At 71.2% G+C, this 21186-nt stretch carries 19 protein-coding genes; 9 read left to right on the top strand and 10 right to left on the bottom strand.

Annotated features, from left to right (window positions below; genetic code table 11):
* The first annotated feature begins 20 nt into the window (after positions 1-20).
* Positions 21-659 (top strand): TetR/AcrR family transcriptional regulator, encoded by a 639-nt coding sequence (locus ACTWOL_RS07270; protein WP_474295533.1) that lies wholly within the window; start codon positions 21-23, stop codon positions 657-659.
* Here ACTWOL_RS07270 and ACTWOL_RS07265 read toward each other — a convergent pair.
* On the bottom strand, positions 647-1108 hold the full coding sequence (locus ACTWOL_RS07265) for a MaoC family dehydratase (RefSeq protein ID WP_474295531.1): 462 nt from the start codon (positions 1106-1108) through the stop codon (positions 647-649). The two genes, ACTWOL_RS07270 and ACTWOL_RS07265, sit on opposite strands and share 13 nt — an antisense overlap.
* Positions 1109-1280: 172 nt before the next feature.
* Between ACTWOL_RS07265 and soxR the strand changes: the two genes are divergently transcribed.
* The gene (gene soxR, locus ACTWOL_RS07260) at positions 1281-1760 is read left to right on the top strand and encodes a redox-sensitive transcriptional activator SoxR (protein WP_474295529.1); all 480 of its coding nucleotides are present in this window, start codon (positions 1281-1283) and stop codon (positions 1758-1760) included.
* 171 nt (positions 1761-1931) lie between these two features.
* On the opposite strand, the gene ACTWOL_RS07255 is transcribed toward soxR, so the two are convergent.
* Together ACTWOL_RS07255 and ACTWOL_RS07250 are read right to left on the bottom strand one after the other, a co-directional pair.
* Complete coding sequence (locus ACTWOL_RS07255; protein ID WP_474295527.1) at positions 1932-2999, bottom strand: RNA ligase (ATP); 1068 nt, start codon at positions 2997-2999, stop codon at positions 1932-1934.
* A 409-nt stretch (positions 3000-3408) separates the two neighbouring features.
* Positions 3409-4020 (bottom strand): hypothetical protein, encoded by a 612-nt coding sequence (locus ACTWOL_RS07250; RefSeq protein ID WP_474295525.1) that lies wholly within the window; start codon positions 4018-4020, stop codon positions 3409-3411.
* A 289-nt stretch (positions 4021-4309) separates the two neighbouring features.
* On the opposite strand from ACTWOL_RS07250, the gene ACTWOL_RS07245 reads away from it, so the two are divergent.
* Positions 4310-7132, top strand: coding sequence for a penicillin acylase family protein (locus ACTWOL_RS07245; protein WP_474295523.1), 2823 nt, complete (start codon positions 4310-4312; stop codon positions 7130-7132).
* 38 nt (positions 7133-7170) lie between these two features.
* On the opposite strand, the gene ACTWOL_RS07240 is transcribed toward ACTWOL_RS07245, so the two are convergent.
* Positions 7171-8385 carry a hypothetical protein gene (locus ACTWOL_RS07240; protein WP_474295521.1) on the bottom strand — a complete coding sequence of 405 codons (1215 nt, stop codon included), beginning with the start codon at positions 8383-8385 and terminating at the stop codon, positions 7171-7173.
* A gap of 303 nt (positions 8386-8688) precedes the next feature.
* On the opposite strand from ACTWOL_RS07240, the gene ACTWOL_RS07235 reads away from it, so the two are divergent.
* Positions 8689-9453 (top strand): SDR family oxidoreductase, encoded by a 765-nt coding sequence (locus ACTWOL_RS07235; RefSeq protein WP_474295518.1) that lies wholly within the window; start codon positions 8689-8691, stop codon positions 9451-9453.
* A 187-nt stretch (positions 9454-9640) separates the two neighbouring features.
* Positions 9641-10234, top strand: a complete 594-nt coding sequence (locus ACTWOL_RS07230) for a TetR/AcrR family transcriptional regulator (RefSeq protein ID WP_474295517.1) — start codon at positions 9641-9643, stop codon at positions 10232-10234.
* 58 nt (positions 10235-10292) lie between these two features.
* On the opposite strand, the gene ACTWOL_RS07225 is transcribed toward ACTWOL_RS07230, so the two are convergent.
* From ACTWOL_RS07225 to ACTWOL_RS07215, 3 genes are all read right to left on the bottom strand, one after another.
* Positions 10293-11516: an acyl-CoA dehydrogenase family protein gene (locus ACTWOL_RS07225; protein WP_474295515.1), complete on the bottom strand. Its 1224-nt coding sequence runs from the start codon at positions 11514-11516 to the stop codon at positions 10293-10295.
* An 8-nt stretch (positions 11517-11524) separates the two neighbouring features.
* The gene (locus ACTWOL_RS07220) at positions 11525-12547 is read right to left on the bottom strand and encodes a phosphotransferase family protein (RefSeq protein WP_474295513.1); all 1023 of its coding nucleotides are present in this window, start codon (positions 12545-12547) and stop codon (positions 11525-11527) included.
* A gap of 216 nt (positions 12548-12763) precedes the next feature.
* A complete protein-coding gene (locus tag ACTWOL_RS07215) occupies positions 12764-13675 on the bottom strand; it encodes an MBL fold metallo-hydrolase (RefSeq protein ID WP_474295511.1) in 912 nt (303 codons plus the stop codon).
* Positions 13676-13985: 310 nt separating this feature from the next.
* On the opposite strand from ACTWOL_RS07215, the gene ACTWOL_RS07210 reads away from it, so the two are divergent.
* Complete coding sequence (locus tag ACTWOL_RS07210; RefSeq protein WP_474295508.1) at positions 13986-14921, top strand: NADP-dependent oxidoreductase; 936 nt, start codon at positions 13986-13988, stop codon at positions 14919-14921.
* A 39-nt stretch (positions 14922-14960) separates the two neighbouring features.
* Here ACTWOL_RS07210 and ACTWOL_RS07205 read toward each other — a convergent pair whose 3' ends face one another.
* The 3 genes from ACTWOL_RS07205 to ACTWOL_RS07195 all read right to left on the bottom strand — a co-directional run bounded on the left by ACTWOL_RS07205 (position 14961) and on the right by ACTWOL_RS07195 (position 16280).
* A complete protein-coding gene (locus ACTWOL_RS07205; protein ID WP_474295506.1) occupies positions 14961-15278 on the bottom strand; it encodes a DUF202 domain-containing protein in 318 nt (105 codons plus the stop codon).
* Complete coding sequence (locus ACTWOL_RS07200) at positions 15275-15664, bottom strand: YidH family protein (protein WP_474295504.1); 390 nt, start codon at positions 15662-15664, stop codon at positions 15275-15277. The genes ACTWOL_RS07205 and ACTWOL_RS07200 overlap by 4 nt, the downstream gene beginning before the upstream one ends.
* A 67-nt stretch (positions 15665-15731) precedes the next feature.
* The gene (locus ACTWOL_RS07195) at positions 15732-16280 is read right to left on the bottom strand and encodes an NUDIX hydrolase (RefSeq protein ID WP_474295502.1); all 549 of its coding nucleotides are present in this window, start codon (positions 16278-16280) and stop codon (positions 15732-15734) included.
* 158 nt (positions 16281-16438) lie between these two features.
* On the opposite strand from ACTWOL_RS07195, the gene ACTWOL_RS07190 reads away from it, so the two are divergent.
* The 3 genes from ACTWOL_RS07190 to ACTWOL_RS07180 all read left to right on the top strand — a co-directional run bounded on the left by ACTWOL_RS07190 (position 16439) and on the right by ACTWOL_RS07180 (position 21051).
* Complete coding sequence (locus ACTWOL_RS07190) at positions 16439-18094, top strand: FAD-binding dehydrogenase (RefSeq protein ID WP_474295500.1); 1656 nt, start codon at positions 16439-16441, stop codon at positions 18092-18094.
* A gap of 393 nt (positions 18095-18487) precedes the next feature.
* On the top strand, positions 18488-19447 hold the full coding sequence (locus tag ACTWOL_RS07185) for a hypothetical protein (protein ID WP_474295498.1): 960 nt from the start codon (positions 18488-18490) through the stop codon (positions 19445-19447).
* A gap of 59 nt (positions 19448-19506) precedes the next feature.
* A complete protein-coding gene (locus ACTWOL_RS07180; RefSeq protein ID WP_474295496.1) occupies positions 19507-21051 on the top strand; it encodes an APC family permease in 1545 nt (514 codons plus the stop codon).
* Positions 21052-21186 lie beyond the last annotated feature (135 nt).

Raw genomic sequence — 21186 nt, 5'->3', positions numbered from 1 at the left:
CAGCCAGGAAGGGCGGAGCGATGAGTACGGCGGAGGAAACGACCGGCGCCGAGGACATGCCGTGGGGTGAGGTCACCCCCGAGGCGGCCAGAAGGCTGCTCGTCGCCGCCGTCGAGGCCTTCGCCGAGCGCGGCTACCACGCGACCACCACACGCGACATCGCCGGCCGTGCCGGAATGAGCCCGGCCGCGCTCTACATCCACTACAAGACCAAAGAAGAGCTGCTCCACCGGATCAGCCGCATCGGCCACGACCGGGCGCTGGACCTCCTGGAGGCGGCCGCCGGGGGCGGAGGCACGGCCGCCGAGCGGCTCGCCGACGCCGTACGGTCCTTCGTACGCTGGCATGCCGAGCGGCACACCACGGCACGGGTCGTCCAGTACGAGCTCGATGCGCTCGGCGAGGAGCACCGCGCCGAGATCGTGGCCCTGCGCCGCAAGTCCGACGCGGCGGTGCGGCGCATCATCAACGAAGGCGTCGCGGCAGGGGAGTTCGACGTGCCGGACGTCCCCGGCACGACCCTCGCCGTGCTGTCCCTCTGTATCGACGTGGCGCGGTGGTTCAACACCCAGGGGCGCCGCACGCCCGACGAGGTCGGCGCACTCTACGCCGACCTCGTGCTGCGCATGGTCGGTGCCGCGGGGACTCAGAAGAAATAGCGGGAGACGGATTCCGCCACACAGACCGGCTTGTCGCCGCCCTCGCGCTCCACGGTGACGAGAGCCGTCACCTGCACGCCCTCACCCGCCCCCTCGACATTCTTGAGCACGGCCGTGGCGCGCAGCCGTGAGCCGACCGGCACGGGTGCGGGGAAACGGACCTTGTTGGTGCCGTAGTTGATGCCCATCTTCATGCCCTCGACCCTCATGACCTGGGGGACGAGGGCCGGGAGCAGCGACAGGGTGAGATAACCGTGCGCGATGGTCCGTCCGAAGGGGCCCGCCGCCGCGCGCTCGACGTCCACATGGATCCACTGGTGGTCGCCGGTGGCGTCGGCGAACAGATCGATCCGCTTCTGGTCGACCTCCAGCCAGTCGCTGTACCCCAGCTGCTCACCCACCCCGGCGGCCAGCTCCTCGGCGGAGGTGAAGATCCTCGGCTCGGCCATGTCCTGTTCCTGCCTCTCATCCGGTCCCGGCCTGTGTCCGGGCCCCCGGTGAGGGCCGGGGGCGCATGCGAGCACAGCCCAGAAGTAGATATCTAAGCGACTGCTTAGCATGGTGGGGGCGCGGTCCGCTGTCAACGGCTGCCCCGCCCGGCCGTCGCGTAGGCTCCGGCAAGTGCCGCAGATTCCCGAGAACGTCCACGAGCTGACCGTCGGCCAGCTCTCGGCCCGTAGCGGAGCCGCCGTGTCGGCGCTGCACTTCTACGAGTCCAAGGGGCTCATCAGCAGTCGCAGGACCTCGGGCAACCAGCGCCGGTACGGGCGGGACGCACTGCGCCGGGTCGCCTTCGTCCGCGCGGCACAACGGGTCGGTATCCCGCTCGCGACGATCAGGGAGGCGCTGGCGGAACTGCCCGAGGAGCGCACCCCCAACCACGAGGACTGGGCCCGCCTCTCGCAGGCGTGGCGAGCCGAGCTCGACGAGCGCATCAAACGGCTGGGGCGCCTGCGGAACCATCTCACCGACTGCATCGGCTGCGGCTGTCTGTCCCTGGAGACCTGTGTGCTGTCCAATCCGGACGATGCCTTCGGCCAGAGCATGACCGGCTCGCGGCTGCTGCCGGAGCACCGGCTCACGGAGCAGGGCGACGGCTGAAGCCCGTGCCGCGTCCGGGACGCACACGCGTACGCGGCCGATCGCGCCGACCCTCGGCCCGGCGGCGCAACCGGCCGCGCCGCGTCCTCGCAAGGCGCCCGCACCCCCGTGACGGGCCACCCTGCGCACGGCGGCCCGCACCCCCGCGACGGGCCGCCGTACGTACAGCGGTCACTCGTACTCGGTGCCGCCCTTGCGGGTGAGATACGCCGGGCTGACGGCCTTGGCTATCGCCCGGCCGCCGGTCACCGGGCTGTAGCGCTCGGTCGCCGGACGGATCACCACTCCCTCGCGCAGATGCAGGTCCCGGCCCGAGACGGTCTCGCGACCGGCGGCGAGCTCCAGGACCTTCTCCGGCGCGAAGGGACCCTCGTACAGCCTGGGGACCAGCGGCAGTTCGCCGCCGAGCAGCTCCGTCGCGTCGAGCCACCCGACCCTTCCGCCGATCTCCGCGGACACGTCGAACACCGCGAAGCCGAGTTCGGTCGAGCGGCCGTTCGCGCCGTACGACAGATCCTGTACCCCGGCGCCGTACACCTCGCCGAAGATGCCCACGCGCTCCGCGCCGAGCCGCTCGGCCAGACGCGCAGCGGCCTCGGCCACACCGTGGCCGTGCACCGCGCGCCAGTACAGGTTGCGCGGGTCCTCCTTCAGTGCCAGGCCCTTCGCGCCGAAGCCCTTCGAGGAGACCAGGACCCTGCCCTGCCCGGCGATGTACGTCACCAGACAGGCCGTGCCGTGCAGCTTCTCCGTCAGCACCACCGGCTCGCCCGGCGCGAAGATGTCCGGATAGCGCTGAAGATTCTCGATGTCCACCCAGGGCAGGAGGTCCGGCGCCGCCTCCACCTCACCGCTCATGGTGGGCGGGATCGGCGGTGCCCATTTCGTGATGCCCAGCAGCTCGGCGAAGTCCGTGCCCTCGGCGGCCGCGTGCTCGAGGTCGGTACCCTCGAGCACCTCGGGGCGGCACACGATCCCCTGCGACAGCTCACCACGCAGCCGCACCGCCTTGACCCGGTCGCCGGCACTTCCCGCCAGCCGTCCGGTCAGCCCGAGCTCCTCGATCAGACCCGCCGGGAGCACGGACTGCTCCGGGATGTAGACGGCGATGTCACCGCTGCGGTAGGCGCCCTTGGCGACGACGGCCCGGTAGAGGCCCACCTGGGCCAGCTCGAGGGCGTCGGCGTTCGGATGATCGTGGATGGTCAGGACTTCGGCGGTGACGCGCAGCGTCGACATGTCACAGCTCCCCGGATGCGGTTCGTAGGTCAACACCACTGTCGCCGGGGCGAATTACGGTGGGCCACCGGATTTCGTCTCTGGTACGGTCGCCCGCCTCCGGGGGCCGGGTCGTGCGCCACCGCGTCGGCGAGACCTCCGGTGGTATCCGTACGGGGCGGAATCCGGCGGTTCCCGGGCCCCGTTGAGGCAGCTGGATCATGTCCGTCATGCTGCCAGGCCGCACTGACAATCCTGGGGGGCGGCGGCCGAGCGGTACCGGTCCGGAGCGTCGTCACGACCACCCGTCTCGACCACCCGTCACGGGGGCCGCGGTGGTGCGGCGGATGCGGTGCGGACGATGGGGTGGCGGACCGGGGGACGGCGAAGGGCCCGGCGCGCGGCCGGGCCCCGTGTGCTCAACGTGGTGTCATGCCACCGATGCCAGGGCCCTGCCGCGCATCAGCTTCGCGCTCCTGAGGGCCTCGTTCGTCAGCACGGGCTGCGGCACGACCACCCCGCAGCTCGTACACACCGGACCGAATCCCGGCTCGTGTCCCAGATCCTGCCGCCAGACGATGCGGCGGTCGGTACACACCGGGCACACCGCCCGGGGGCTCGAACCCAGCGCCCTGATCAGCCGGCGCAGTACCTCGTCCAACGGGTCCGAAGGATGCACCGACGGGTTGTCGCAGCGGGCGATGCCGTTGCCACCCCAGGTACGCCGGTGCCAGTCGTCGATCGACCCCGGTCGTCGCAGCCCGTCGTGCTTCTCGCGCTTGCGGCGCTCCGCGAACCGCTCTTCGTAGGCGAGCCACACGGCCCGCGCTTCCTCCAGCTCGTCGAGCGCGGCCACCAGCCGCGCCGGATCGGGCGCCCGGTCCTCGGGTTCGATCCCGTGCCTACTACACAGATGATTCCAGGTCGCCCGGTGTCCATAGGGGGCGAACCGCTCCAGGCACTTGCGCAGGGAATAGCGCCTGAGCGCAAGATCACCTCGAGGGTCGCGGACCTGTCTCGCAAGACTCCGGAAACCGGCCATCGCACTGCCACCTCCGTCGCTCGTACTCCATGGCTCGTACTTCCGCGTTGAGGAATGGACGTACGACTACCCAATCCGGCTCCATCGAACATGCGTCTTTCGCCACAGGGCTCATTCCGGCCGGACGATCCAGCGATGGCGGGGCCGGTGGAAACCGCGGAGAACTCGGAGGGGGGATCTCGCCCAAGGGCTGTCCCGCGGCGCTTTCGTAAAAGTGACGGTCACTCATCTTACCGACGAGTCATATCGCCAGTAGCCTGCGCCGCACCCGCTTCACCGAGGAGCACCCATGCGACGATTCACCGGACCCCACACCGGACGACTCAGAACCGCCTGTGCGGCCCTCGTACTCGGCGCCGCGCTGCTGGCTCCGCTGCCGCAGGCCGCCGCCGACGAACCCGCACCCGTGGCCGACCACTGCCTGAAGCAGGGCCAGAGCCAGTGCGCGGACATCCTTCCACCGGGGCAGAACGGCAACGCCACCCTCGCCGACATCCTGCTCCACCGGCTGTTAGGCACCCGGCCGGGCCACAGCTCCGACCAACTCGGCCGCTACGACGCCCTGGTGGGCGGATACGGCGGTGTCACCGACGCCAGGCTGACCGAATTCTTCAACGACGCCTCCTTCGGCGTCCCGGCGAACCAGGTCGAATCGGTGACCAGCCCGCGCGCGGACGTCACGATCACCCGGGACAAGAAGACCGGCGTCCCGCACATCAAGGGAACCACCCGCTACGGCACCGAGTTCGGCGCCGGATACGCCGCCGCCCAGGACCGGCTCTGGCTGATGGACCTGTTCCGGCACATCGGCCGCGGCGAGCTCACTCCGTTCGCCGGCGGTGCACTCGCCAACCAGGGCCTTGAACAGCAGTTCTGGCCGCAGGCCCCGTACACCGAAGCCGACTACGAAGCCCAGATCGCCCGCATACGCGGCAGCGGGGGCCCGCGCGGCGAGCAGGCCATGGCCGACGCGCAGGCCTACGTCGACGGCATCAACGCCTATCGCGTGCAGTCCAAGAACGGCCGCTACTTCCCGGGTGAGTACGTCCTCACCGGCCATGTCGACGCGATCACCAACGCCGGTGAGATCCAGCCCTTCAAGCTCACCGATCTGATCGCCATCGCCTCGGTGGTCGGAGGCCAGTTCGGCGGCGGGGGAGGTGGCGAGGTGCAGGCCGCGCTCGCGCTGCTCGCCGCGCAGCAGAAGTACGGCGTCGTCGAAGGCACCCGGGTCTGGGAGTCGTTCCGCCAGCGCAACGACGCGGAGGCCGTCCTCACCGTCCACGACGGCTCGTCCTTCCCGTATGCGCAGAAGCCGGCCGAACCGCGCGGTACGGCCCTGCCCGACGCCGGTTCGGTGCGGAGCGAACAGCTCGTGTACGACCGCACCGGTTCGGCCGGGACCAACACCAAGGCGCGCGTGCGCGTTCCCAGGGCACTGGCACCCGCCCAGGGCATGTTCGACCAGGGAGTACTGCCGCCCGAGTCGTTGAATCCCAGACGTGCGATGTCCAACGCCCTGGTCGTCTCCGGAGCCCGTACGGCGAGCGGCAACCCCGTCGCCGTCTTCGGCCCGCAGACCGGCTACTTCGCACCGCAGCTGCTGATGATGCAGGAGCTCCAGGGGCCCGGGATCTCCGCCCGGGGCGTCTCGTTCGCGGGCGTCGGCATGTACGTCCAGATGGGGCGGGGCCAGGACTACGCCTGGTCCGCCACCTCGGCGGGGCAGGACATCACCGACACCTACGCCGTCGAGCTGTGCGCACCCGGCGGCGGCACCCCCGGCCCGGATGCCGACCACTACCTCTACCGGGGCACCTGCACACCGATGGAGAGGATGGAGAGGCGCAACGCCTGGAAGCCCACCGTCGCCGACGGGACCGCGGAGGGCTCGTACCGGCTGCAGGTCTGGCGTACCAAGTACGGCATCGTCACCCATCGGGCCACCGTCTCGGGCAAGCCCGTCGCCTACACATCGCTGCGCAGCACCTACGGTCACGAGGCCGACTCGATCATCGGCTTCCAGATGCTCAACGACCCCTCGTATGTGACCGACGCAGCCTCCTTCCAGCAAGCCGCGCACCACATCGGCTACGCCTTCAACTGGTTCTACGCGGACTCGCGCACGGCCGCCTACTACAACAGCGGCATGAACCCGGTACGCGCCCCCGGAGTCGACGCGGCCCTCCCGGTCAAGGCCGAACAGGCCTATGAATGGCGGGGGTTCGACCCGGTCACCAACGCGGCCGACTACACCCCGTTCGCCCAGCACCCACGATCCACCGGCCAGGACTACTACATCTCCTGGAACAATCGGCAGGCCAAGGACTACAACACCGCGGGCTTCGGCATGGGCGCCGTCCACCGCGGCGATCTCCTCGACGACCGCGTCGCCGCGCTGGTCGCCGCCGGGGGAGTGACCCGGTCCGCACTGACCCGGGCCATGGCGGAGGCCGGGCTGACCGACCTGCGCGGGGAGCAGCTGCTGCCCGAACTGCTGCGGGTACTGCGGAGCGCACCGGTCACCGACCCCCAGTTGAGCGCGGCGATCCAGCAACTGGACACCTGGCGCGCCGCCGGGGCCCAGCGCAAGGAGACCGCGCCCGGCTCGCACGTCTACGGGTACGGCGACGCCGTGCGGATCATGGACGCCTGGTGGCCACTGCTCGTGGACGCCGAGTTCGGACCCGGACTCGGAGACGACCTCTATCGTGCTCTGACCGCGAACCTGCCGGTCGACGAATCACCCGCGGCCGCCCACGGCCCGACGGGCGGACACAGCGGCTCGGCCTTCCAGTCCGGGTGGTGGGGATTCGTCGACAAGGACCTTCGCCAGGTCCTCGGTGACCAGGTCGGCGGTCCGCTGGCTCGGACGTACTGCGGCGGCGGCCAACTCGCCGCCTGCCGGGACGCGTTGCTCGCCACGTTGAAGCAGGCCGTGGCCAGGCCCGCCACCGAGGTGTACCCCGGCGACGGCAGTTGCCGGGCCGGCGACCAGTGGTGCTCCGATGCGATCGTGCACCGGGCACTGGGCGGGATCACGCATCCGACGGTCCACTGGCAGAACCGCCCGACGTACCAGCAGGTCGTCGAATTCCCCTCGCACCGCTGACAGCGACCTCGACCACGGAGAACCCGGATCGGGCGCTCTCAGCGTCCGATCCGGCCCGCCGTCAGCACCACCCTGGCCAGCTCCGGATGGAGGATGTCGCTGTGTGCCCCCGAAGGCGGCCCGCCGCGGCACACGACCGTCGCGGTGTCGACGTTGACACAACCGGAGGCGGGCAGACCGTCCCGCAGGACCGTCTCCAGCGGCAGCTGCCGGGTCCCGTCGACCGCCTGTATGCCGTCGTGCCCGACCGCCCACCAGCGTCTGTCGAGCCCGACGACGGTCGAGGAGTCACCCGCCATCCGTGACGCCAGGGGGTAGATCACCCCGAGCGCGGTGTCGTGCCGAGAGTGACAGGCGACCACCGGGCCGTCCACGCGCCGCTCCAGACCGCCCAGGATCCCGCTTCTGCGGCGGGCATGGGGCAGCGACGCTGCGAACGCATAGTGCGAGAAGGCCCCTTGGAGCAGGGTCACGGACTTCACGGTCCGTATCCCGCCCGGCAGTCCGCGCAGTGCGAAGGCCACGAGCCGGGCTCCCATACTGTGCCCGACGAGATGGACGCGGAGAGCGGCGGAGGAGCGGCCCAGCCGTCCCAGCACGGGCCCGAGGCCCCGCTCGCCGACGGTCCCCGCCCGCCGCTTCATCGTGTAGTACGTGGCCTGACGCAGCACCTCCCGGCCGCCTTTCCACAGCCTCCCGAGCCCGGACCCCAGTGCGAGTGACGGCTCCGCGCCGTCCAGGGCCTCGGTGAACACACGGCAGACCTCGACCGGGTCCTCCCGGAGGAACGCGGGGGCGTCCTCCCCGGCCGGCTCCCCGAGGTCACCGGCGCAGCCCTCGGCCGGGACGGCCCCGACCAGTTCACGTATCAGCCGGGCGAACTCGTCGAAGGCCGCAGCGTCGTCCGGCTGCTGCTCGAGCAGCCCGGACAGCCGCTCCACGATCGGCTGCTGCCCGGGAAAGACTCCGGCGAGTGCGTCGAAATCCGGTATCGGCTCGTCGGTGAACATCATCGAGGGCCAGACGACACCCACGTATCCGACGCGCGCGCCGCTCGCGACGAGCCCTGGGAACGGTTCGAAGAAGCGCGAGTAGAAATGCCTGGCCACGGAGGGGGAGTTGTTCCAGCCGTGCGCGAACACCACCAGGTCCGTGACCTTCAGCGCGGCCAGCGCGTCCCGCTGGCCGGTGTCGACATCGCCCTGCGCATCGAACGTGATCTCCCGGTACGGCTCGACACTCATCTCGTTCACAGGCGGGACCCCCTTCTTCCTGGGCGACATGCGGGGAGATGTCCACCGCTGACCACCGGTCCCCACAGCATCCCGCGCCGGTACGACGACGACCAGACCCCTGGCGTGCACTCGCCACGGCCGGGTCCGGCATGTGCCCCGAGATGCGAGAGCAGGGCCTGCTGGGCGGTGCGGCAGCCCCAGGGGAACGAGGCAGGTGCCGGTTCGCGACCCCTTCCAGGACGGGGTTCGCGACCCCTTCCAGGACGGCATACCGACCGGTTAGTCTGTTCTTGGTCGAGCGGCGAGGGAAAGGCAGGTCCGATGGGTACGGTGCAGGGCGCGAACGTGGTGGTCACGGGAGCCGGCGGCGGTATCGGCGCGGCGCTCGCGCGCAGATTCGCCGCGGAGGGGGCTCATGTCGTCGTCAACGACATCGACGCCGCCAGGACCAAGGCGATCGCCGACGAGCTCGGCGCCACCGCCGTGCCGGGCGATGCCTCCGCGATCGTGGACGAGGCCCGCGAGGCGCTCGGCGGCACCATCGACATCTACTGCGCCAACGCGGGGCTCACCGGCGCCGGCGACGGGTTCGCCGAAGAAGACGTCTGGGCCGTGGCCTGGGACGTCAACGTCATGGCACACGTCCGTGCCGTGCGCACCCTGCTGCCCGACTGGCTGGAGCGCGGCAGCGGCCGTTTCGTCTCCACCGTCTCGGCCGCCGGGCTCCTCACCATGATCGGCGCGGCTCCGTACAGCGTCACCAAGCACGGCGCCCTCGCGTTCGCCGAGTGGCTGTCGCTGACCTACCGTCACCGGGGACTCAAGGTGCACGCCATCTGTCCCCAGGGCGTGCGTACGGACATGCTCACCGCGGCCGGTACGGCCGGTGAGCTCGTCCTGGCGCCCGGCGCCATCGAGCCGGAGGACGTCGCCAACGCGCTCTTCGACGGTATCGAGTCCGACCGCTTCCTGATCCTGCCGCACGCCGAGGTCGCCGGGTACTACCGGGCGCGCGCCACCGACACCGAGCGCTGGCTGGGCAACATGAACCACATCCAGCAGAAGTGGGAAGGCATGGGGGCGTGAGAGGATGCCCGGCCCCGGCCCGGTGAGCGGGCCGGAGCCGGCGCGGGGCGTACCCGGTGCGCCGCGGCACGTGCCGCACGCGCGGGGCCGCGGGAGCCGCCGCAGCCGACTAGTGGCAGGATCTTCCGACGGGAGACGGGTTCCCGGACACGGACGACGGTACGGAACGGAAGGGCGGGTGGCGGCAATGGCCAGGACGACGGACGGGAGCGGCACCCCCGTCCCCCAGAGGCTGCTGGCCACCGCCACCCGGCTGTTCGCCGAACAGGGCTACGACCGCACATCCGTCCAGGAGATCGTCGAGGCTGCGGGCGTCACCAAGGGCGCCCTCTACCACTACTTCGGTTCCAAGGAGGACCTCCTCCAGGAGGTCTACTCCCGGGTGCTGCGCCTCCAGCAGGAGCGGCTGGACGCCTTCGCGCAGGCCGACGCGCCGGTCGAGGAGCGGCTGCGGGCCGCCGCCGCCGACGTCGTCGTGACCACCATCGAGAACCTCGACGACGCGTCGATCTTCTTCCGCTCCATGCACCACCTCAGCCCGGAGAAGAACAAGCAGGTCCGCGCCGAGCGCCGGCGCTACCACGAGCGCTTCCGGGCACTGATCGAGGAAGGCCAGCAGAGCGGGGTCTTCTCCGACACGACCCCCGCCGACCTCGTGGTGGACTACCACTTCGGCTCGGTCCACCATCTGTCCACCTGGTACCGCCCCGATGGGCCGCTCAGCCCGCAGCAGGTCGCCGACCACCTCGCCGATCTGCTGCTGCGCGCCCTGCGTCCTTGACGGTGGTGGCCGGGCCCGGTGGCGGCCGGGCCACGATGCCCGGCCACCACCGTGGCGGTCACCGGTACTTCTTCAGCTCCTGCCGTGCCAGCGACCGCTGGTGCACCTCGTCGGGGCCGTCCGCCAGCATCAGCGTCCGCGCCCCCGCCCACAGCTCGGCCAGCGGGAAGTCCTGGCTGACGCCTCCGGCACCGTGTACCTGGACCGCCCGGTCGAGGATGTCCACCACCGCGCGCGGCGTGGCGATCTTGATGGCCTGGATCTCGGTGTGCGCTCCCTTGTTGCCGACCGTGTCCATCAGCCACGCGGTCTTGAGCACCAGCAGCCGCAACTGCTCCACCGTGACCCGGGCGTCCGCGATCCAGGACTGGACGACGCCCTGCTGGGCGATCGCCTTGCCGAACGCGGTCCGGGACACCGCACGGCGGCACATCAGCTCGATCGCGCGCTCGGCCATGCCGATCAGCCGCATGCAGTGATGGATGCGCCCCGGCCCGAGGCGGGCCTGGGCGATGGCGAAACCGCCGCCCTCCTCGCCGATCAGATGCGAGGCCGGTACGCGGACGTCGTCGAAGACGACCTCGGCATGGCCGCCGTGAAGATGGTCCTCGTAGCCGTACACCGTCATCGCACGGCGCACTTCGATCCCGGGAGTGTCGCGCGGGACCAGGATCATCGACTGCTGACGGCGGATGTCCGGACCCTCCGGGTCGGTCTTGCCCATCACGATGAAGACCTTGCAGTGGGGGTTCATCGCCCCGGAGATGTACCACTTGCGGCCGTTGACGACGTAGTCACCGGAGCCGTCCGTGGTGCGCTGGATCCGCGTCTCGATATTGGTGGCGTCCGACGAGGCGACGGCCGGCTCGGTCATCGCGAACGCCGAGCGGATCTCACCGGCCAGCAGCGGCTCCAGCCACTGCTTCTTCTGCTCGTCCGACCCGAAGAGGGCGAGCACCTCCATGTTGCCGGTGTCCGGAGCGGCGCAGTTCAGCGCGGTGGGTGCGAGATGGGGGGAGCGCCCCGTGATCTCGGCCAGCGGCGCGTACTGCAGATTGGTCAGCCCCGCCCCGTACTCCGCGTCCGGGAGGAAGAGGTTCCACAGCCCCTGCCGGCGGGCTTCCGCCTTGAGGTCCTCGATCACCGCCGGGGTGTCCCACGGTGACGCGAGCCGGGAGTGCTGCTCGTGGGCGACCGCCTCGGCCGGGTACACATACTCGTCCATGAAGGCGAGCAGCCTGGCCCGCAGTTCCTCGGTGCGCGCGTCGAATGCGAAGTCCATGGCGGTGATCAGCCTTCCTGCAGGGTGGTGAGACCGTGCTCGATGAAGAGGGGGACGAGCTCCCCGATGCGGTCGAAACCCGCGCCGACGGTCTGGCCGAGCGTGTAGCGGTAGTGGATGCCCTCGAGGATCACGGCCAGCTTGAACCAGGCGAACGCCGTGTACCAGGAGATGGCCGAGGTGTCCCGGCCGGAGCGGGCGGCGTAGCGCTCGATCAGTTCGGCCGGGGCCGGGTGGCCGGAGGCCCCGGCCGTGGTGCTGATGGGGGAGTCGGGCAGTTCCAGCTTCCGGCTGTACATCACCAGCAGTCCGAGATCGGTCAGGGGATCTCCGAGCGTGGACATCTCCCAGTCGAGGATCGCCTTGATCCGGTCGTCCTCGCCGATCAGTACGTTGTCCAGGCGGTAGTCGCCGTGGATGACGGTGGGCTGCGGCGAGTCCGGCAGCGAGCGGCCCAGTGCGGCGTGCAGCTCGTCGATGCCCGCCAGTTCCCGGTTGCGCGAGGCGTCGAGCTGCTTGCCCCAGCGGCGCAGCTGCCGGTCGAGGAAGCCCTCGGGGCGCCCGAAGTCGCCGAGGCCCACCGCGCCGGGGTCCACCGCGTGCAGGTCGACGAGTGTGTCGACCAGCCCGAGCACGGCGGCGCGGGTGCGCTCCGGGCCGATCGGGGCGAGCTCCTCGGCGGTGCGGTAAGGGGTGCCCTCGACGAACTCCATGACGTAGAAGGGCGCGCCGATGACGGAGTCGTCCTCGCACAGCAGCACCGGCCGTGGCACCGGCACCGACGTGGGGTGCAGGGCGCTGATGACCCGGTGCTCCCGCCCCATGTCATGGGCCGTGGCCAGCACATGCCCCAGGGGTGGCCTGCGGACCACCCAGCGGTCCGTGCCGTCGGTGACGGCGTAGGTGAGGTTGGACCGGCCGCCCTGGATCAGCCGGGCGCTGAGCGGCCCGTTCACCAGGCCCGGCCGCTCGCGGTCGAGATGGCCGCGCAACTGCACGGGGTCGAGGCCTGGCGGGTGGGCTGAGCTCATCGGGCACCTCCGGTGGGGCGGCGGATCTGTTTCCGTCCATGATGACCGACCGGTCGGTATGTAGTCCAGGGTGGGGTGCGCCACGACGGATCGGCATCCGGGTCTCACCAGGGCAGGCGCCCCCCGGTGCCACGCCGGAACCATCGCCCGGGGCCGCCGGGCGTGGCTCGCGGCCGTCAGGCCTGGCCCGCGGACCTCGGGCGTGGCACGCGGCCGTCAGGCGTGGCAGGCCACCGGTACCCCGCCGTTCATCACGGCCATGTCCCCGAAGACGGCGACCGGATCGAGCGGCGAGCCACCGGGCAGGCCCTCCAGCTCCGCATAGGCACGGTGCAGATTCGCCACGAGCCGCTCGCTCTCCCGCAGCTCGCCGAACTCGCCCAGGTCGGCGCCCTGGGCCGCCTCCAGAGGGGTGAGGCCCTTGGCGCGCCCCGCTTCGGCGACCTCGGCGACAAAGCGCAGATAGCGCTCCGTCGCGTCGTACGCCGAGGGGTCGGCGACCGGGCCGTGCCCCGGTACGACGGTCGTGGCCTCCAGTGAACGCAGCAGGTCCAGCGCTTTCAGGGAGCCGCTGAGCGAGCCCATCGGGATGAACGGCGTACCGCCGTTGAAAATCAGGTCGCCGGTGAAGACGACGCCGTGCTCCGGCAGGTGCACGATCGTGTCGCCGACCGTGTGAGCCACCCCGGGATGGATCAGCCGCACCTCGGTCCCGCCCGCGTGCAGGCTGAGACGCTCGCTGTACGTCAGGTCCGGCGCGGTGATCGTGATCTCGCCGAAGTCGGTTCCGGGCCAGATCAGATGGAGCTGGTGCCCGGCGGCGAGGACCTCGCTGCGGCAGGCCTCGTGGCCGGCGACCGTCGCCCCCGGGGTGAAGACGGCGTTCCCGTAGGTGTGGTCGCCGTGGTGGTGCGTGTTGACGAGCAGCCCCGGCAGCGGAGCGCCGGTCGCCAGCAACGCCTCGCGCAGCCGCACGGCACGCTGCTCGGTGGCGGCCGTGTCGACCAGGAGGGTGGACTCCCCGTCGCTGACGAATCCCGCGTTGTTCAGGCACCAGCCGCCGTCGGGCTGGACGTAGGCATGTACGGATGGCGTGAGCTGGACGGTGTACGGATGGCTGGCAGGCACCGAGGCTCCCCCGGGAGAGTGGTCGACTGACAGGAGCAGCCTGCCAGTTGCCCCTGGCCGGCGAAAGTGGGGCGCCCCGCGGCCGCGGAGGGGGGCTCGCGCGTTGGCGGTCCTCGACACGGGAGCCCGTGGGCCGCCGCGCCCGTCCGCGGTGCGTCCGCGGTGCGTCCTCGCGGTGCGCCGCCGGTGCGCGCGGCCGGTCCCGTGCCGATGCGGGTTGTGCTCCGGCCGGTGGAGGCTGCCGGTGCCGGGACCCCGCCGTCGGCGCTCCTGCTTGCACAAGGCCCCTGCGGGCCGGAGGGTCGGACCCATGAAGGCGATCAGCTACAGCCGTTACGGCGGCCCCGAGGTGCTCGAGTACGGCGAGCGCCCGGAACCCACGGTGGGACCCGACAGCGTCCTGGTCAAGGTGCGTGCGGCGGCCGTCAATCCGGTCGACTGGAAGTGCCGCGAAGGCTATCTCGACGGGCTCATCGAGACCGTGTTCCCGGTGATCCCCGGCTGGGACGTCTCCGGCGTCGTGGTGCAGCCGGGGGTGTCCGTGCCCGAGTTCTCCGTCGGCGACGAGGTCATGGGCTACGTCCGTGAGGACTTCCTGTCCCGGGGCACCTTCGCCGAGTACGTGGCGGCCCCGGTCCGCACGCTCGCTCGCAAACCGCGCAACCTCGGCTTCGAGGAGGCCGCGGGCCTGCCGCTCGCCGGGCTCACGGCCTATCAGGTCCTCACCCACGCCCTGGGCGTGGGCTCGGGCGACACGCTCCTCGTGCACGCGGCGGCGGGCGGCGTCGGCTCGCTGGCCGTGCAACTGGCCCGCCACTTCGGGGCCCGGGTGATCGGCACGGCGAGCGAGCCGTCCCACGAGTTCGTACGCGGGCTGGGCGCGGAGCCGGTGGCGTACGGCGAAGGCCTCGCGGACCGGGTGCGGGCGCTGGCACCCGACGGCGTCCAGGCGGTCTTCGACACCATCGGCGGTGAGGCGCTGACCGTCTCGGCGGAGCTGCTGGCCGCGGGCGGCCGGCTCGCCTCCATCGCGGACCCGGCCGTCACCACCCTGGGCGGACGCTATGCCTTCGTCCGCCCCAACACCGCGGATCTCTACCGGCTCAGCGAACTCGCCGAGGAGGAGGTGCTCTCCGTCCACGTGGCCCGCAGCTTCCCCCTGGAGCAGACCGCCGAGGCGCACCGGCTCAGCCAGGGCGGCCACACCCGCGGAAAGATCGTCGTCACCGTCGACTGGGAAGCCTGACCCGGGCCGATCCGGACGCACGGCCCCGGACGCGGCGGATCACCACACGATCGCCACGGCGAACACCGCCAGCGCGAGCGTGCACACGGCGGCACCGAGCGCCTGCCCCATCGGCATCGCCACCGGGGGGCGGGTCACGGTCATCGTCACGATGCGCCGGTGGGCCACCGTGAGAAAGCCCAGCCACACCAGCGCACTCAGCGCGAAGGCGACCAGATCGTCCCCCGTGATCTCCTCGTGGTGGACGATCTGCCGCGCCGCCAGCACCGCGGCGACCGTGAACGCGAGCGTCGTACGCCGCCACGCCAGCCGCGTCCGCTCCGGCTGCAGCCCCGGGTCCCGCGCCTCTTCGCTCACCCGTGCCCCCAGGCGACGACCACCACCATCGTGACCGAGACGGCACCCACGACGAGAGCCAGCACGGTGGGGAAACGCGACACCGGCAGGTCCTCGCCCCGTCTCATCGCCCGCTCGCAGCGCACCCAGTGGTTGACCGCGCGCAGGGCGCACAACACTCCCGCGCCGATCAGGGCGAGCGACAGTCCCACGCGCACACCCCAGCGCAGATCGGGCAGGAACTGGTCGACCGCGAAACCCCCGGCGATGAGCGCGAGAGCGGTACGGATCCAGGCGAGGAACGTGCGCTCGTTGGCGAGCGAGAAGCGGTAGTCGGGGGTCTCGCCCTCGTCCCGGATCCGCCCCGGCGACAGCCACAGCCGCAGACTTCGCACGAATTCGCTCACGCGACGCACCCTACCCGCGGCGAGGGCCGCTCCCGCGGACGGAGGGGGCGACCGCAGCCCGCTTCCGTCAGCCCGACCGTGCCCGGTGCGCACGCAGCCGTTCGTATGCGGCGAGTCCGTCCGGCACCCATTCCCAGGTGCCGAGCCGCCGGTCCAGCTCCTCCTGCGGGAGGAAGTCGTACCAGGCGACCTCCTCCGTCTGCGGACGCACCGGCAGCGGGCACCGCACCTCGTACACGGCCGACCACCACGTCTGCCGGATTCCGTCCGGGCGGGGGCCGGGGGCCTCGTACAGGAACCTGAACAGCGGCACCGGGCGCGGGAGCCCCGTGACACCGAGCTCCTCCCCGGCCTCGCGCAGCGCCGCGTCGTCGTATGACTCGCCCGCGCCGACGACACCCCCGACGAACATGTCGTACAGGGAGGGGAAGACGAGCTTCGTCGCCGTGCGCCGGTGAACGAAGATCCGGCCCTGCGCATCCCTGGCCTGGATGAACACACAGCGGTGACGCAGGCCTCTGGCGTACGCGACGCCCCGTGGGGCCTGGCCGGTGACCACGTCGTTCTCGTCGACGATGTCCAGTACCTCGTCGGAAGGACTCGCTGCGGCACTCATACCGCCCATCCAACCAGCCGGCCGGCAGGGGACTCCGCGCTCGGCCCGTACGAGTGAGTTCGGTCTGCACGGTTGACGAGTTACCGTCGCGTACAGAAGATCGGAGCCACCGAAGAGGCCCGCGCCGCAGAGCGCCCGCTCCGAGAGGGACCCCACCCATGGCGTACGACGCCGATGTCATCGTGATCGGGGCAGGACTCGCGGGGCTCGTGGCCACCGCCGAACTCGTCGACGCGGGCCGCCGCGTCATCCTGCTCGACCAGGAGCCCGAGCAGTCGATCGGAGGCCAGGCCCACTGGTCCTTCGGCGGCCTGTTCCTGGTCGACTCGCCGGAGCAGCGGCGTATGCGCATCAAGGACAGCCACGAGCTGGCCATGCAGGACTGGCTCGGCACCGCCGGCTTCGACCGCGAGGACGACCACTGGCCCCGGCGCTGGGCCGAGGCGTACGTCGACTTCGCCGCCGGTGAGAAGCGGCCGTGGCTGCACGCCCAGGGAGTGCGGTTCTTCCCGGTCGTCGGCTGGGCCGAGCGCGGCGGCTACGACGCGAACGGGCACGGCAACTCGGTGCCGCGCTTCCACATCACCTGGGGGACGGGACCCGGTCTGGTGGAGCCGTTCGAGCGCCGGGTCAGGGCGGGCGTGGCACGCGGGCTCGTCGACCTGCGCTTCCGGCACCGGGTGACCGGGCTCGGTCGCGCGGAAGGCTCCGTCGACACCGTGACCGGGGAGATCCTCGAGCCGTCCGGCGCGGAGCGCGGCAAGGCGAGCAGCAGAGAGATCACCGGCTCGTTCGAGTTGCGGGCCCAGGCCGTGATCGTCACCTCCGGCGGTATCGGCGGCAACCACGACCTGGTACGGGCCCAGTGGCCCGAGCGGCTCGGAACCCCGCCCGGGAAGCTGCTCTCCGGCGTCCCCGCCCATGTCGACGGACTGATGCTGGGGATCGCGGAGTCCGCCGGTGCCCACCACATCAACCGCGACCGCATGTGGCACTACACCGAGGGCATCGAGAACTGGAACCCCATCTGGGCCCGGCACGGCATCCGCATCCTGCCCGGACCCTCCTCGCTCTGGCTGGACGCGCGCGGAAACAGGCTCCCCGTACCGCTGTTCCCCGGCTTCGACACCCTCGGGACGCTGGAACACATCATGCGCACCGGCCACGACCACACCTGGTTCGTGCTCGACCAGCGCATCATCGGCAAGGAGTTCGCGCTCTCCGGCTCCGAGCAGAACCCCGATCTCACCGGCAAGTCGGTCCGCGGGGTCATCGGGCGCGCACGCGCCGAAGTGCCGGGCCCCGTCAAGGCGTTCATGGACCACGGGGTGGACTTCGTCGTCGAGAAGGATCTCGCAGCCCTGGTGCGCGGGATGAACGCCCTCACCAAGGAGCCCCTCATCGACGAGGACCGGCTGCGCTGCGAAATCATCGCGCGCGACCGGGAGATCGCCAACCCCTTCACCAAGGACCTCCAGGTCACGGCGATCCGCGGGGCCCGCAAGTACCTCGGCGACAAGCTCATCCGCACCGCGCCGCCGCACCGCATCCTCGATCCCGCCGCGGGCCCCCTCATCGCCGTCCGGCTCAACATCCTCACCCGCAAGTCGCTCGGCGGTCTGGAGACCGATCTGTCCTCCCGGGTGCTCGCCGAAGGCGGCGATCCTCTGCCGGGGCTGTACGCCGCGGGCGAAGCGGCCGGATTCGGGGGCGGCGGAGTGCACGGCTACCGCTCCCTCGAGGGCACCTTCCTGGGCGGCTGCATCTTCTCCGGGCGTGCGGCCGGCAGGGCCGCGGCGAAGGCGGTGGCGTGACGGGGCGGTGACGGGGCGGTGGGAAAGCGCACGGGCGGTGGCGTGACGCGGACGGCGACGCGAAGGGCGTGCGGGGCATGAGGCGAACGGTGCTGACGCGGACGGTGAGCCGAGGGACATAACGCGGCGCGAGCGGTGACATGACGCGGACCGTGTTCGGCGGCGCGGGTGCACCGGCGGTCGTGGTCCGACGGGACCGCCGGCCGACGCGCTCATCGGCCCGTACGTCAGGCACTCCGACGCCTTGCCAACTTCCCGGACGGTCGCGGCAGTTGTTCCGCTCAGAACGTAGGCGGCTCCGCCCTTGACGTGGAGCCTTGCCTACCGCTTTGCTGTGCGCGACCGTTCGATCACGTCCCGCGCTCAACTCTCGCAACAAAGGAAGCTCCGCGGATGCCCCCACCTCCGCCGCCGCTCGGACGCTCCCGCCGACGCGGCGCGCGTTCCGGGCCCACCTTCGACCCGGCACTCGGCGACACTGAACTCATCGCCGCGCGCGCCAAGTTGGCTCAAGGCCGGTGGACCGCCGCACGCTCACTGCTCACCGCGACCGGCGACGACTGGGACCGCAGGGGACATCGCCTCCTGGTGCTCGGCGACGCCCCGTCGACCGGCGCCTGGGCGCACGACTGGCTGCTCGCCGACCCGGGCAGCTCCGACGCCACCACGCTCCTCGCCTGTGCGTCCGTCTGCACGGCGCTGCGCGGCAAGGAACACCCGGACGAGGCCCGTGCGGCATGTTTAGCCGCGGCATACCTCGTCCCTGACGACCCGACCCCCTGGCTCGCCCTGCTGCTCCTCGCCCGCAGCCTCGGCTCGGAGGAAGAGGTGGCACGACTCTTCGACGAGGTGCGCGTCCGGCACCCCGAGCACCATCACGCCCACCACCTCATGGCCGCGCGACTCGCCGAGCGCCACCCGGGCGCCGGGCAGGACCCGCTCCACGAGGTGTACGACTTCGCGGCCTGGGCCGTCGAACAGGCCCCGGCGGACTCTCCGTTGGCCGTTCTTCCCGTCGTCGCCCACGCCGAGCGCTACCGGGTGCTGGCAGCAGCGGGCAGCGAGTCCGCCGACCCGCTGACATCCGGCCACTGGAGCGGCCGCAGGGCCCGGCAGGTCATGAAAGCGGCCTTCGACTGGTGGCTGGAGTGGGAGCGCGAGGACCATCCCCGCAACCGCGTCGACCTCAACTTCCTCGCCCACGCGAAGTACTGCGAAGGCCGGCCTGCCGAGGCCGCCGCCCTCTTCCACCGGATCGGCTCGCACGCCACCCCCGTCCCCTGGTCGTACCCGGACCAGGACCCGCACCACGCGTTCCACGCCGCGCGCAGCGCCGCGCTCGGCACCGTCTGACACGTCCGATCGTCCGACCCCGAAGGGACAAACCCGCCATGTCGCCGGGCAGTTCGCGTATGAGCGCCACCACTACGGGCTCCAGTGAGATCAACACTTACAAGGGACAGGAACGCGCGCTCCGTGCCGACCGGCTCGGCACCGCGGGCCTGCTGCTCTCCGTGCTCGCCGCCAGCGCACCGCTCATGGTCGTCGCCGGTGTGATGCCGACCGTGTTCGGTGTGATGGGCATGGTCGGCCAGCCCCTGCTCTACGTCATCCTGGGACTCGTACTGATGCTGTTCAGCGTCGGATACGCCGAGATGAGCCGCCATGTCCACAACGCCGGAGCCTTCTACGCCTACATAGCCCGCGGCCTCGGCCCCACCGCGGGCGCCGGGGCCGCCTACGTCGCCCTCGTCGCGTACAGCGCCCTGCAGGTCGGCATCTACGGCATCCTCGGCTTCGAGCTCTCCGGCCTGCTGTCCACCCATCTCGGTCTGACGGTCGCCTGGTGGGTGCCTGCCCTGGTCGCCGCCGTCGTCGTGGCCGTGCTCGGCTGGCTCAAGATCGACCTGAACGCCAGGGTCCTCGGCGTCCTCCTCGTCGTCGAATGCGCCCTGGTCGTCATCTTCGACGTGGCCGCCATCGCCGAACCGGGCCGCGAGGGCCTCTCGTTCGCCGCGTTCGATCCCGGAAGTCTCGCCGGGGCGGGCCTCGGCACCGCGCTCTGCTTCTGCATCGCCGCGTTCACCGGCTTCGAACAATCTCCGGTGTACGCCGAGGAGACCAGCCGCCCCCATGTCGTCGTCTCGCGGGTGCTGTTCCTCGCCGTCGGATTCGTCGCCCTGTTCCTGGCACTCGGCGCCTGGGCACTCACCATCGCCACCGGACCGGGCGCCGTCGTCGACCAGGCTGCCAAGCAGGGCCCCGGGCTGCTCTTCTCGCTCACCGAGTCCCGGCTCGGCGGCACCTTCACCGATGTGCTGCACATCCTCTTCGTCACCGGTATGTTCGCGGCGCTGCTCAGCTTCCACAACGTCGTGGCGCGCTACGCGTTCGCCATGGGCCGCGAAGGGCTGCTGCCGGCCGCGTTCGGGCGTACGAGCAAGGCGAGCGGGGCCCCCGCCACCGGGTCCCTGCTCCAGTCCGCCGTCTCCGTCCTGGTCGTCGTCGCCTTCGCCGTCACCGACGACCTGCCCGCCGGGGATCCGACCACCCCCGTGGTGCACCTGTTCACCTGGATGGGAAACACCGGTGCGCTCGGCGTCATCCTGCTCATGGCCGCCGCTTCCTTCGCCGTGATCGCCTTCTTCGGCCGGCGCGGCGCGGCCCTGGCACAGGCCTGGCGGCTCACCGCCTCCGCACTCGCGGGCATCGCCCTCGTGGTGATCGCGGTCTACACGGTGAAGGACTTCGACGTCCTGATCGGTGCCGGACCTGATTCCGCGCTCAACTGGATGCTTCCGGGGATCATCGGCGTCGCCCTGGTGGCGGGACTGCTCTACGGCTCCGTGCTCAAGACCCTGCGTCCCGGTGTGCACGAACGCATCGGCCTGGGCAACGAGGCCTTCCAGCTCGAACGAGCCGCCGAGTCGGTGGCCCCGGGCCCCCGGCACCCCTGACAGGCCCCTGACAGGCACCGTCCTCCGTCGATGAGAGGCACCGTCTCCCGTCGCATCGTCCTTGACCTGCAGTGCCGCCCCGGCCCGGACCGGACCATGTCCCGGCCGGGGCGGCCCCTGCAGTGGTTCTCCGCT

This window comes from Micromonospora sp. IBHARD003, from assembly GCF_056106285.1.
This window is presented reverse-complemented; position numbering and strand designations above follow the sequence as displayed.